Source organism: Planobispora longispora (assembly GCF_016863135.1).
Taxonomy (GTDB): domain Bacteria; phylum Actinomycetota; class Actinomycetes; order Streptosporangiales; family Streptosporangiaceae; genus Planobispora; species Planobispora longispora.
This window is the reverse complement of sequence record NZ_BOOH01000016.1, coordinates 178,064-191,341: the sequence shown is the minus strand read 5'-3', so window position 1 is coordinate 191,341 and position 13,278 is coordinate 178,064. Positions and strand designations below refer to the sequence as shown.

The 13,278-nt window shown below is 69.4% G+C and carries 9 protein-coding genes; 3 read left to right on the top strand and 6 right to left on the bottom strand.

The features are described 5' to 3' along the window. The 6 genes from Plo01_RS09380 to Plo01_RS09355 form a co-directional block, all read right to left on the bottom strand. A complete protein-coding gene (locus tag Plo01_RS09380) occupies positions 1-1,929 on the bottom strand; it encodes a CRTAC1 family protein (protein WP_203890118.1) in 1,929 nt (642 codons plus the stop codon). Beyond that, positions 1,926-2,957 (bottom strand): DUF1702 family protein, encoded by a 1,032-nt coding sequence (locus Plo01_RS09375; RefSeq protein ID WP_203890117.1) that lies wholly within the window; start codon positions 2,955-2,957, stop codon positions 1,926-1,928. The genes Plo01_RS09380 and Plo01_RS09375 overlap by 4 nt, the downstream gene beginning before the upstream one ends. A 130-nt stretch (positions 2,958-3,087) precedes the next feature. Next, positions 3,088-4,071: a DUF1702 family protein gene (locus tag Plo01_RS09370; protein ID WP_203890116.1), complete on the bottom strand. Its 984-nt coding sequence runs from the start codon at positions 4,069-4,071 to the stop codon at positions 3,088-3,090. Between the two features lie 86 nt (positions 4,072-4,157). Continuing rightward, positions 4,158-5,111: a hypothetical protein gene (locus Plo01_RS09365; RefSeq protein ID WP_203890115.1), complete on the bottom strand. Its 954-nt coding sequence runs from the start codon at positions 5,109-5,111 to the stop codon at positions 4,158-4,160. A 38-nt stretch (positions 5,112-5,149) separates the two neighbouring features. Beyond that, on the bottom strand, positions 5,150-5,347 hold the full coding sequence (locus Plo01_RS09360; protein ID WP_203890114.1) for an acyl-CoA carboxylase epsilon subunit: 198 nt from the start codon (positions 5,345-5,347) through the stop codon (positions 5,150-5,152). Positions 5,348-5,463: 116 nt separating this feature from the next. Beyond that, positions 5,464-8,217 carry a helix-turn-helix transcriptional regulator gene (locus Plo01_RS09355; protein WP_203890113.1) on the bottom strand — a complete coding sequence of 918 codons (2,754 nt, stop codon included), beginning with the start codon at positions 8,215-8,217 and terminating at the stop codon, positions 5,464-5,466. Between the two features lie 678 nt (positions 8,218-8,895). On the opposite strand from Plo01_RS09355, the gene Plo01_RS09350 reads away from it, so the two are divergent. The 3 genes from Plo01_RS09350 to Plo01_RS09340 all read left to right on the top strand — a co-directional run bounded on the left by Plo01_RS09350 (position 8,896) and on the right by Plo01_RS09340 (position 13,241). Continuing rightward, positions 8,896-9,234, top strand: a complete 339-nt coding sequence (locus Plo01_RS09350) for a hydroxyisourate hydrolase (RefSeq protein WP_203890112.1) — start codon at positions 8,896-8,898, stop codon at positions 9,232-9,234. Between the two features lie 535 nt (positions 9,235-9,769). Next, a complete protein-coding gene (locus Plo01_RS09345; RefSeq protein WP_203890111.1) occupies positions 9,770-9,949 on the top strand; it encodes a hypothetical protein in 180 nt (59 codons plus the stop codon). 169 nt (positions 9,950-10,118) lie between these two features. Further along, complete coding sequence (locus tag Plo01_RS09340; protein ID WP_239316051.1) at positions 10,119-13,241, top strand: AfsR/SARP family transcriptional regulator; 3,123 nt, start codon at positions 10,119-10,121, stop codon at positions 13,239-13,241. Positions 13,242-13,278 lie beyond the last annotated feature (37 nt).

Here is a 13,278-nt window from a genome sequence, read left to right as displayed (position 1 = left end):
TCACTTCTCCTTCGCCTGCGAGCCGAGCTGGATCGTGTGCCAGCCGGGAGTGAGCTGAAGATCTTGCTCGCGCACCTGACCCGTGCGGTCACGCCACTTCAGGTGCACCTTCTGCGGGCCCGAGACGTCCTTGCCGAGGCCGATGTGCACGGAGTGGGCGCGCTTGCCGGAGTGGCCGCTGCCGCCGTCCACCCGGTTGACGAACGTCCGCCCGTCCTGGGCGGTCACGGTCACCTCGGCGCCGATCACCGGGGCGCCCGTGGTCTCCTCGCGCAGCCGCAGTCCGAGGAAGGCCCCGGCGTCCGGGCTCACGTTCTGGTAGAACACCGGCGGGCCGAACTGCCTGGCGACGGCGAAGTCGAGCCGGCCGTCGCCGTCGGCGTCACCGGTGGCGATGCCGCGCGTGGGGATCGGCACGGCCAGGCCGAGCTCCTTGGACAGGTTGGCGTAGGTGCCGTCCGCCTGCTTGGCGAAGAAGGCCAGCGTCTGATCGCCGGCGATGTCCACGCCCTCCTGGACGACCGGCCACGACTTGACGTCGTGGACGACGATGTCGTTGGCGGTGGCCAGCTCCTGCAGCTGGGCCCAGCGGTTGACCCAGCCCTTGACGAAGCCCGTCGCCTGCACGATGGCGGGCTCGCCGCTGTTGTCGAAGTCGTTGATCTTGACGTCCCAGCCCCAGCCGGACCAGGCCGTGCGCAGCTCGGCACTGCGGTCGACGAACGGCGCGTGCCCGCTGCTGAGCTGGTTGCGCAGGTCGGCGTGGTCCTTGGCGGTGGAGATCAGGTGGAAGTTGCTCTCCTGGATGCCGTAGGGGGTGGTGATGTTGCTGACGAAGAAGTCGTAGAGGCCGTCGTGGTCGAGGTCGGCCGCGTCGGAGCCCATGCCCTTGAACGAGTCCTTCCCGAGGGACTTGGACTTGGGGGTCCAGGCGTCCCGGCTCTTCTCCACCAGCTTGAACTGGATCTTTCCGGGGGTGGAGGTGTTGTACAGCAGCCGGTCGGGGCCGAAGTCGTTGTTCAGGAACAGCTCGGGGAGCTGGTCGCGGTCGAGGTCGACCGCGGTCGCGCCGAGCTCCCAGCCCCTGGAGACCTCCTCGGACAGGACGTCGTCCAGCTTCTGGAAGCTCACCGAGTCCGCGGTCGCGCCCGTCCACCGGAAGAAGTAGTTCCGGCCGCCGTTGAAGCCGGCGGACATGGAGTCGTTCATCTCCACGCCGCCCTCGACCGTGGCGTCCAGGACCCGGGAGTCGTCCTTGAAGTAGTTGCCGACGAAGACGTCCTGGTGCCCGTCTCCGTCGAAGTCGGCGACGGAGGCGACGTTGCTGTTCCAGACCGGGCCGTCGTACTTGCTCCCGCCCGAGTTCGGCACCAGCTCGACGGCCTGGAAGGCGGCCGCGCTCAGCCCCTTGGCGTCGGCCTTCTGCAGGTACACGATCGGCGAGCGGCCCCACAGGTAGACGAGGACGTCCATCCGGCCGTCCTCGTTGAGGTCGGCGGGGACGCAGCCCATGGGGGCCATGGTCTCGTCCATCGGCAGGGAGCCGGGGGTGAGCGCGAACGGCGCGTAGCGGTCGGCGCGCACGCCGGGAGCCGGTGTGATCACCGTCTGGTCGATGCGTGTGTCCACGACGCACAGGTCGTTGTCCAGCCCGTCCGCGTCGAGGTCGTTCATGGCGACCGCGGCCCCGACCGAGGAGATCCACGCGCTGATCTTCTCGTACGTCTTGTTCACCTTGCGGATCGTCTGCTGCTGGTAACCGCCGGGAAGGGCCACGCTCAGCGGCGTGAACTTGTACCGCTGCGCGAGCTCCTCCCGCTCTCCGTCGGACGCGAAGCTCGGCTGGGAGACCACGAAGAACGTGGCCATCAGCCCGAGCGCGACGATTCCCGGCAGCTGCCGGCGCAGCCAGCCAACTGTCGTGGTCACGAGGTGACACCTCCAAGAGATACGAATTGATCGGCGATGTTCTGCCGCCACACCTCATAGGCCGGCAGTCCGCCCTGCGCCGCCGCCGTGTCGGGACGGGTCTCGCGGCTGATCTGGGCCGCGCGCTCGGGGGTGATGCCGCACAGGACCCGGGTGGCCACCTCGTTGTGCGGCACCAGCAGGTCCGCCCTGATCCGGGCCTCGGCTGCGAAGACGCTCCCCTGCGCCAGCTGCGGGCGGTACCGGCCGGCCCGCTCGCGCAGTCTCACCAGTTCCTCCTCGGGCGCCCCGCCCGCGTAGGTGGCGGCCAGCCCGATACCGCTCCACAGGTCGGCCCACCGCGGCTCGGGGAACTTCTCGAGCAGGGAGACGGCCTGGTCGACGTCGGTCCCGCCGATGAACCACAGCGCCCGGCCGATGCCCTGGTCGATGGCCCGGTCGGCGTACGAGTGCGGGTCGTGCGCCGGCCAGGGGAACCGCGGCTCCCGGTGGTGCCGGTGGACGTACTCCCGGGTGCGGAAATACGCCTGGTGGAATCCGTATCCGTCGTGGACGAGCCACATCAGCAGCGGGTCGAGAGCCTCGCTGCTCGGCCACCTGAACCGGGGCAGCCGGGCCATCGCCCAGCCGATTCCGACGTACACCATGTAGAGGTGGTCGTCGCCGCGCCCCCGCAGGAAGGTCTCCACGTTGCGCGAGCCGCCGAACGGCAACCCGTCCAGGACTCCGAATCCCATCCCGGCGCCCTCGTAGGCGAAGCCGCGGAATCTCCTGGGCACCTGCTCCAGGCGTTCCTCCGCCTCCACGGGGGTACGGGCCTCGACCGCATAGGCGTAGCCGGCGAGGAAGGTCTCACCGACCGTCTCGAGCAGATCCTTGGCCTCATGGTTTTTGACGTGGAAGCCGCGCGTTTCCATCTTCGTTTCAGAAATGCTCGGCGTCAGAATGCGTCGTCTCAATGACCGTAGAGCGCCAGTCAATTGCGTCTCCACTCCCCTTGCAGGAATTATCACGATAAATTTATCCATAGGGGTTGCGAGAGAGCCCACTTCCGGCGTGCGCATTCCGGTAGGAACGATTTCCGGCGCGCCGAAGGGCCCCCGTTCCGCGGAACGGCGGCCCCTCGTGACGGTTCGGATTCCTTTTTCGGGCGGCAGATCAGATGAGCGCGTGTTCCGCGGAGAAGTGGCCGCGCACCCGCCGGCGCCACAATTCGTATTGCGGAACGGGGGCCGCGCCGTGCGGATCGGCGGTGAAGTCGTCGGCGAGCGCCGCCGCGTCCGCGACGGACAGGTCGGTGAGGACGGCCGCCGCCGCGGCGGCGTGCTCGGGCACGAACCCGGCGTGGTCGCGCGCCTTGACCGCGAAGACCGACCCCTGGGCCAGCTCCGGGGCGTACTCCCCGGCCTCCCGGCGCAGCGTCTCCAGGGCGGCGCGGTCGACGCCGCCGGCGAACGTGGCGGCCAGCCCCACCCCGCTCCACAGGTCGGCGTGGCGGTGGGCGGCGAAGTTCCGGACCGCCGACGCGACGTCGGCCACCTGCCCGCCGTTGATGAACCACAGGGCCCGGCCGATGCCCTGGTCCACCGCGTGCGGGAAGTAGTCGGGCGAGCCCTGCCAGGCGTAGGGCCTGGGGACCCGCTGCCGGCCGACCCAGGTGTCCGTGTGGAAGTAGGCGAGGTCGAAGCCGTACCCGTCGACCGCCAGCCAGCTCATCGTCGGGTAGTACGCGGATCCGGCGAGATCGGGCACGACCTTCTTCCACAGCGGCCGGGGCAGCCGGGCCATCGCGAAGCCGATGCCGATGTAGGCCAGGAAGATGTGCGGCTGCCCCGGCCCGAGCAGCAGGTCGCGCGTGCGGGTGCCGCCGCCCATGGCGTCCCGCACGGTGAAGGCCATGGTCGCGCCCTCGTAGGCGAAGCCCCGCAATTCGATGTCCACCATGTCGAGGCGGCGCTCGACCTCCCACTGGTCCTTCGCGTCTATTCCCCATTCGAATCCGCACACCACCGCCTGCGGAATCTTCTCCAGCCGTTCCGTGACGGCGGAGGGCGTCACGGGGAATCGTCGGCCGGCGAAACCCACATCGGCGAGCGAGGGCGCGAGAATTAGCCTGCGGACCGATCCGAGAAATGTCGACACCGGATCTCCTCACGTCAGCTGGATATCGGGGACGAGTCAATGATCGATCGGATGCGCCGGGGGGCGCACCTCATCGTGTGCGGACGTCAGCTCCAGGGGGCGATCGGGTACCACGGGATGATCTCCCGCCTCGCGAGCAGCCGCACGTCCCAGTAGAGGAAGGTGAACACCCCCACGATGATCAGCGAGGCGCCCGTGACCGCCGCGAGCCGGCCCGGCTTGCTCGTGAGCCACCGGTGCACCCGGTTGCCGGCCACGGACGTCAGCAGCAGGAAGAGAACCGCCATGATGACGATGTTCCCGACGGACTGCAGCACGAAGGCGAACGCGCCGTACAGGGGGTCGCCGCTCTCGGCCGCGTCCCGGAAGAGCTGCCTGAACAGCGGGAAGGGCCGTCCGATCAGGAAGCCGCCGATCAGTGCTCCCATCACCACGTGCGGCGTGCCGGGGAAGCGGCGGGTCAGCCGGGCGAGCGGGTCGGGCACCACGCCGAGCGCCGCCAGCCCCAGGTAGAACATGGCCAGCCCGATCAGACCGAAGACGACCATCGACTGGATGCTGCGCGCCGAGAGAGCGCCGGGCACGTTCTGGGCGGTGGAGAACTGCGCCATCCCCGTCCCCGCCACACCCACGATCGCCCCGTAGACGGCCGAGACGGTGACCATGCCCGCCGAGAGCCGGCCCAGTGGTTTGAGGGCCTGGGCGAGGCGGCCCCAGCGGCTGCCGACCCCGCCCAGCATGGGGGCCATCGCGCCGAAGGCGGCGATGTTGCACGCCGTGAAGGAACCGGCCAGCCCGGTGACGAAGGCGAACACGACGCCGGCGGCCGTGCCCGCGATGGGCGTCTCCTTGGCGTCGTGACCGAGCAGCGAGTCGGCCACGGTGTCACCGATGACCTGGTCGACGAACTCCGCCGACCAGACGACGGTCAGCAGGAAGCCCACCAGGCTGCTGACCAGGATGAGCAGACCGCGCCGGCGCGGGAACGCGCCTGCCTCGACCGGTGCGGTCGTGCCGACCGGCGATTGTGTGACAGCCACGTCTCGTCTCCTTCGCGTGGGGCGGGCGCCCTCGGCGCCTAGCCGGACCAGGTGCTCATTCGCCAGGGAGTGCGGGAGACCGCCGGGGGCCGCCGGAGCAGGCGCGGCCGGCCGGTGTCCGGCGCCGCCGGAGCGGCCGGGCCGCGCGCGATGAGGATCGCGATCGCCGCCTCCAGCGCCTCAAGGTCCTCGGCGGTCGGATTGCCGCGCACCACCCTCGTCCGTCGCTGCGACATGCCTCGACGATCGCCCGGGCGGCGCCGTGGCGCATCTCCGTGTATGCGGATCTCCGTGTATGCGGATCTCCGTGTATGCGGATCTCCGTGTATGCGGGTCCTCGTGTATATGAAGGTCAGACCTCGATCTCGAGGTCGGTGGGGAGCTCCTCCCGCCGCCCGATCTCCAGCTTCCGGTAGGTCCGCGTCAGATGCTGCTCCACCGTGCTCACGGCGATGCAGAGCTTGGCCGCGATCTCGGCGTTGGTGTAGCCCATCGCGGCCAGGGTCGCGACCCTGCGCTCGGCGGCGCTCAACACCCGGGACCGGTCGCTCACCGAGGGGACGACCGTGGAGTGCCTGTCCTCCCCGGAGAGGGCCTCGACGAGGGGGACCGCACCGCATTCCCGGGCCACGGACATCGCCCTGTCCGTCATGATCTTCGCGCGCCGGTACTCCTCCACGAGCTGGTAGGCGGCGGCGAGGTCGCACATCGTCCGGGCCAGCTCGTAACGGTCGCCGGCGCCCTGCAGCAGGTCCACGGTCTGTCTCAGCAGTTTGGGACGCCCGTCCGGCTCACCGGCCGCCGCGAGCACGCGCATGGCGAGCCCCCGCCCCCGCAGGGCCAGCGCGCCGCATCGGTCCAGCTGCTCCTGCGCCAGCTCCCTGGCCTCCCCGACCTGGCCCAGGCTGAGGCACGCCTCGGCGGCGTCGGTCCGCCACGGGATGAGCTCCGGCGCGTCGAGCTCCCACTTCACCATCAGCTCGCCGCACAGCTGGAAGTCGCGCAGCGCCATCACGGGATAGCCGGTCGCCAGGTGGTAGCGGCCTCTGGCCTGCAGGTAGTGCAGGCCGTACCGACTGTCGAACATCGCGTCGGGAACCGGCTCGTCCAGCCAGTCGTGCGCCTCGGCCAGCCTGCCCATCGCGGTCAGCGCGATGATCAGCGCGCTCACCGGCCCGCCGACCGCGATGCCCCAGCTGCTCAAGGGGATGATCTCCAGTGCCTCCCGGGCGTGGCGCTCGACGCCGGCCAGGTCTCCCTGCCGGATCGAGATCTGGGCCCGGATGGCGCTGAGCCGCGCCTGCCTGCTCGGGGCGTGCCGCGACGCGGCCTCGGACCCGAACCTGTCGCACCAGGGCATGGCGCTGTCGGCCCGCCCGGCGTAGGTGAGCGCCAGGAGCGCGTTCTCGACCGTGTCCATCGACATGTCGTTCAGCCGGGCGCGCTGCAGGATCCGCTCGGCCCCGAAGACGGCCCGCCTCTCGGCCGGGATGGTGAGGACCTCCGCCAGGGCGAGGGCGGACTCGAGGCGGCGGCTGGTCGCCACCGAGGCCGCCCCCAGCGCCTGAGGCTCCGCCGTGTGCCTGACGTGCTCCATGAAGGGCGGGCAGGTGACACGCAACCACAGCTGCAGCGCGATGAGCTCGGGCACCGTCGCGGGGTCGGCGGACCGGCCGAGCTGCTCCAGGACCTGCTGCGCGCTCTCCGTACGGCCATGCCACAACAGCGCCTGGGCCAGCACGACGGCGTCGCTCCCGCGCAGGCTCCCGCGGCTCATCGCATCGGTGAGCTCGGGGAAATGCGTCGTGGACGCCCCGGGATTGATGCGCCATTCCGCCCGGACCAGCATCGTTGTGATCTTGGTGCGCTGGCTCTCGTCCGCGCACTCGCGCCACGCTCTGCGCAGGTACCTGACGGCGGACTCCACCGCCCCGGCCCGCAGCGCCATCATGGCCGCCTCCTCCAGGCAGGAGACGGCCCAGGGGAAGTCGATCCGGTCGGCCCCGAGAAGGTGCTCGGCCACGACCTCGGGCGGCGCTCCGATGCCGTAGGAGACCTCCGCCGCCCAGCGGTGGAGGTAACCGCGCTCCTCCTCGCCTATCTCCCCCAGGACGGCGACGCGAGCCACCTCGTGCCGGAAGCGGCTGTTCTCCAGGAGGCTGGCCGCGTTCAGGACCTGCAGCTCCTGCCTGACCTGCTCCGAGCTCATGTCGAGCATCCGCGCCAGGGAGGTGGGCTCGCCCAGGACCGCCAGCGCCCGTACCACGCGGAGGGTTCGCGGATCGCAGTCTCCCAGGCACGACAGCACGGCGCGGCCGTATTCGTCCCCCACGACGATGTCCGCCGGTTCCCGCCCGTCGCCCGTGCCCGACGCGGTCACGTGATCGCTGATCAGGGCGTGCGTCAGGAGGGGGCTGCCGCCGCTGAAGGCGTGCCAGGCGTCGGCCAGTCTCGCCGCGGTCTCGCTTCCCACCCGTGCGGCGGCCAGCGTCCTCACCCCGGCGGGAGAGAGCGGCGTGAGGTGGATCCTGTGCCAGTGCGGCTGGCGGACCTCGGTGTGGAAGTAGGTGTCGGTGTAGCGGCCCTGGTCCGACCGGGCGAGGATCACCACCATGCGGGCGAATCTCACCCGCCGGGTCAGATAGGCCAGGCACAGCAGGGAGGCCCGGTCGGCGTGGTGGACGTCGTCGACCACGATGACCAGCGGGTGCTTCTCCGACAGCTCCAGCAGGACGGTGCAGAGGGCGTGCACGAGCTGGGCGTCGAGCGGGGGCGGAGAGTCGCTCTGCCATTCGGCGGTCACGATGGACCGCACGCCTTCGTCCAGGAGCGCCAGCGCCCGGGTCCGTTCCCCTGCCATCAGGGGCGCGTCGCGGATGAGCTGGCCCAGCACCCCCAGCGGCAGATCACGTTCCCGGCGGGAGCCCATGGCCGCGATGGGCAGCGCTCCGAGGAGCGTCGCCTCCTCCGCGAGGGAGCCGAGCAGGACGCTCTTGCCCATCGCGACGGCTCCCGTGACCAGCGCGACCCGACCGCGGCCGCTGAGCGAGTCGCGGAGGAGCTCGCGAAGGGCGGCATGTTCCTCTTCTCGTTCGACCAGGCTCATGGCCCGCCTCGCTCTCCTCTAGTCACCCCGCCCTCCTCGCCGTCCGCGTCGCGTCCGGCTATGACGGCTGCCCGAACTCTAAACCGGCGTAACTTTGATTCGTTATCGCCGTGTTTTCGCGAGGGTCCCGCAGCCGTTCTGAGCTCACCGGATGAACACGGCCGCCGGGCGCGGGACGGATCGCGGCCCCGCCGCCGGTGAGTTTCACCGCCGCACCGGGAGGAAGCCGCCGGCCGACGGGACGCTTACAGTTCGCTGTCAGATTTCAGGATGAAATTCAAGGATTCCGCGGATGGGCGCGTATAGCAACCGGGATGATACTCGATGTGACGGCGGGGGCCGGTCGGCCGCGCCTTCAATTTCCCCGGCCCGGGGGCGCTCGCTTCGCCGTTCCCGCCGCCCCGGGCAGCGAAATGACTATCCCGGCGCCGCGCCGCCGGACCGGGCGGAGCCCCAGCTCAGAGTGTATGAAACGCACTGACGACGGACCCGCCTCCGGCTCGCGGCGAGATTAAAGAATCGAAGTCCCGCGAACTCGCCGAAAGCTCATGGATATCACGGCGATACTGCCCGGATAAGGGCCGCCTCGTACGATGGCGAGGATCCGGCGGGCCGCGTGCAGCCACATCCGGCGATGGAAGAGGGAATCGAGCGAAATTCCCCGGGGATAGGTCAATAATGGGCATCGCGATTCAGGCGCTTGACGGCGTGTACGGTCGGCCCGCAGCCGGTGTGCGGACCCGCGTGGAACGCATGAAGGCCGATCGGTGGGGAGACGGCCTTCAAGGGGAGACGGACCGGAATGGCGGTGTTCTGACCTGGCGGGCCGTCGAGTTCGACGCCGGCCTCTACCGGATCGTTCTCGAGACCGACAGCTATTTCGCCGGCCTCGGCCATTATGCCGCTTATCCGGAAGTCACGGTCGTGTTCCGCATACAGCGGCCTTCCGACACGTACAGCCTCCAGATCACTCTTTCCCCCTACTCCCATTCGGCGAGCTTCAGCTCCGTCGAATAGGATCATGTGATTCGACCGCGGAAGCCCCCGCGCCACCCGCGTCACCCCTCCCGGATCACCGAGATCCGCTCGCCGGAGGGCCGGGACGGGCACAGGTCGACGACGGCGATAAGCGACGATAGGCGCGTCCGGAATCCGGAAAAAATCCTGCGCCGCCCGCCGGTCACGGCGCGCTTCCCGCGGATAACGCGATCTCTCCGGCCGGGCGTCCCGGCCGGGGCGTCGCACACGGCGGAGGTCGCGCGTCACACCCGGAGCCACGGCGCGCCCGAGCCCCGGGGGACGTCCGAGCGGAATATCCGCAGATCACCGCCCTGACTGAGGCTTCCCGCCGGCCATGACCCCTCCGCCGCCGCAACCACTCTCCGCATCGCCATTTTTACCGAGAGTAGTTGCATGGCGGCCGTTTCTCTACCCCTTATTCCCGTGGGCTCGCCTGAGGATGCTCCACCAGTAGGGCATCGATAATAGGACGATATTTGACGCTGGAATACTTCTGAATTGCCACCCCGAAGCGCGAGATAAGGAACCGACCATGGGAAGAGACGCCAAGCGTTTCGCCGCAATCTTCATCTCGGCCATTGCATTCTGTTTCGCGGCGACGGGAATCAGCCTTGCGGCCGACGAGCCCTCCGTCACGTCGCAGTCGGAGCCGACCTCGACGCCGACGCCCACGCCGACGACCAGCAACGGCACCCCCTGGAACGGAAGCTAGACCGATTCATCGGCGAAATTCCTCGCCGGGGCACGAGCTCGGCAGCGCATTGTTTAACTAATCAACCAGGCGCCCACCGACGGGTTACAGAGTAACGCAGCGTCTTACCTTGGCACTCTTGATAGGCTTGTGTACACTTGCGACGCGAAATACAAGCCTCTGTGCCAGGATGCCAGATAGCGCGACCTGTCCGTCACGCGGGCGCCTGGTTGTCGTCGAGGAGACATGCGTGCAGTTTCGCCTGTTGGGTTCGCTCGAAGTCGTCGCTGACGGGCTTCGCATCGACCCAGGGGGCACGCGGCAGCAGATCGTCCTGGCGACCTTGCTGCTCAATGTCGGCCGCGTCGTATCCATCGATCAGCTTATAGAGGCCGTTTACGACGATCCGCCCGTCACCGCACGCGTCCAGGTGCAAATTTGCATCTCGAATCTCCGCAGGCTCTTCACCGCGCACGGCTATCCGACCGCCATCCTCACCCGCACCAACGGATACATGCTGCAGGTGGACGAGCGGCAGATAGATTCGTTCACCTTCGAGGCATACGTTTCCCAGGCTCGCCGCGCCCGTGACAATCACGGCCTCGACGAGGCCATCAAGCACTACAGGCAGGCCCTCGACCTGTGGCGCGGCCCCGCCCTCGGCGGGATGAGGAGCAGGCTCGTGCAGCTGTGGGCCAACGAGCTGAACGAGCACCGGATCGCCGCCAACGAGGAATGCATCGAGCTGGAGCTCGAGCTCGGCATGCACCACGAGCTGATCGGCGAGCTCACCCGCCTCGTCAAGGCCTATCCCCTGCGCGAAGGCCTCGTCGGGCAGCTCATGGTCGCTCTCTACCGGTCCGAACGGCAGGCGGAAGCGCTGCAGGTCTATCGGGACGCCCGCACGATGATGGTCGACGAGCTGGGGATCGAGCCCCACGAGCGCCTCCAGCAGCTCGAGTATCTGATCCTCACCTCCGCCGAGGACCTCGATCTCGCCGAACAGCCGGGCCAGGCCGCGCCCAGGCGTTCGAGCGAAGCCGCCAAGCCGCCCACGATGATTCCGGGGGCCATCGCCGATTTCACCGGCCGGGACGCGCAGGTCAGGCTGATCCGCGAGAAGATCATCAACTCGCCCGCGGGAGCGGTCCGCTTCGCCGTGCCCACGGTCGCGATCATCGGGAGGGCGGGCATCGGGAAGTCGACCCTCGCCGTGCACTGCGCGCACGACGTGGCCGAGCTCTTCCCCGACGGCCAGCTCTTCGCCAGCCTGCACGGGGGCACGCCCAACCCGACCAGTCCGACCAACGTCCTGGAGCGCTTCCTGCGCGCGCTCGGCGTCCCGGGCCACGACATCCCCGACGCCCTGGAACAACGCGCCGAGCTGTACCGCACGTTGCTGGCCGAGCGCCGGACGCTGGTCGTGCTGGACGACGCCAACGGCGAGCACCAGGTGTCGCCGCTGCTTCCCGGAAACGCGCAGTCCGCCGTCATCATCACCAGCAGGACGAGGCTCGGCGGGCTGGCCGGGGTCCTCCACGTGGACCTGGACGTGCTCGACGCGACGCAGTCGATGAGGCTCATCTCCCAGATCGCGGGAGAGGAACGCGTGCAGGCCGACCCCAGGTCTTCCGCCAACCTCGCCGAGCTGTGCGAAGGGCTGCCGCTGGCGCTCCGCATCGCCGGGTCCCGCCTGGCGGCGCGCCCGCACTGGGACATCAGGCAACTGGTCAACCGGCTGGAGGACGAGACCCGCCGGCTCGACGAGCTCAAGCACGGGGAGATGGGAATCCGGGCGAGCCTCTCGCTCACCTACGAGGGGCTGAGCGGTCCGGCGCGACGGCTCTTCCGGCTGCTGGCCGCGCTGAACTCCCACGTCCTCCCGGCGTGGGCCGCCGCCGCCGCGCTCGATCAGCCGATCTTCGTCGCCCACGACCTGCTGGACGAGCTGGCCGACACCCACTTCATCGAGGCGACCGACGCGGGGCTCGGGGTGCGGACCCACTACCGCTTCCACGACCTCATCCGCGTGTTCGCCAAGGAACGCCTGGCGGCCGAGGAGCCTCCGGCCGAACGGGCGGCGGCCCTGGAGCGGATACTCAGCGCGCAGCTGGTCCTCACCGCGAAGGCCCAGAATCGCGAGTTCGGCTTCATCGAGTTCCCGGAACCCCCGATCGACCAGCACCCGTCACTGCCCGACCAGCTGGTCGACCAGCTGGTCGCCGCACCGCTCGAATGGTTCGAACGCGAGCGGCGCTTCCTCGTCGCGAGCATCCATCAGGCCATGCAGGCCGGATTCGCCGAACTCTGCTGGCGCCTCACGGCGGTCACCACGAAGTTCTTCGAGGCCAGGGCTTATCTCGACGACTGGCGGGAGACCCACAAACTCGCGCTGGAGGCCGCCCGGCAGGCGCAGGACCGCCTCGGCCAGGCGACGATGCTGTTCAAAATCGGCACGTTGAGCCTGACCGAGCAGCGCTTCTCCAACGCCCGGCACGTCCTGGAGGCGGCGGCGGAGATCTTCGCGGATCTGCACGACGACCCCAGACGCGCCATGGTGGACAGCAGGCTCGCCATCCTCGACCGGCTGAGCGGGCGCTTCGAGAACGCCTCCAAGCGCTTCGACCGCGCGCTGTCGCTCCTCGGCGGCGGCGTCAACGCCGACTCCGTCTACATCCTCTACAGCCAGGCCAAGCTCTACCTCGACTGCGAACGTCCCGACGACTCCTACCGGCTGCTCTCCGAGGTGCTGGAGTTCGCACGCTCCAGCGGCGACAGAAGGCTGCGCGCCCAGGTTCTGTTCCGGCTGGGCGAGACGCACTTCAGCAAGCAGGACTTCGAGCCCGGCGAGGAGGCGTACGCGGAGGCGATGACCGCCGTGCGGGAGATCGGCGACCGGATAGGCGAGGCCTTCGTCCTGCTCGGCCTGGGGACCGCCCGCTTCCACCAGGGTGAGCTGGCGACGGTGGGCGACCTGCTGGGGCAGGCCCGTGATCTGGCCAAGGCGACGCGTCAGCGCCTCGTGGAGATGCAGGCGATCACGGGCCTGGGCGAGCTCGCGCTGGCCACGGGTGACGCCCCGCGGGCGCAGGCCCTCCTGACCGAGGCGGGCGACTTCTTCGCCGAGGTGGAGCTCCCGCTGCTCGAGGCCGAGGCCCGCGTCCTGCTCAAGCGGGCGTACCTGGCCACCGGAGACCAGGCCGCCGCCGAGGCGGAGGAGATCCGGATCCAGTATCTGGTCGAGCAGATCGATCCGCTGCCCGCGCAGCACATCCGCGATCGGCTGGCGGAAGCGCAGCACGGCGGAAGGTGAACACCGGGCGGACGCCGGATCAGGATGGTGCGGAACG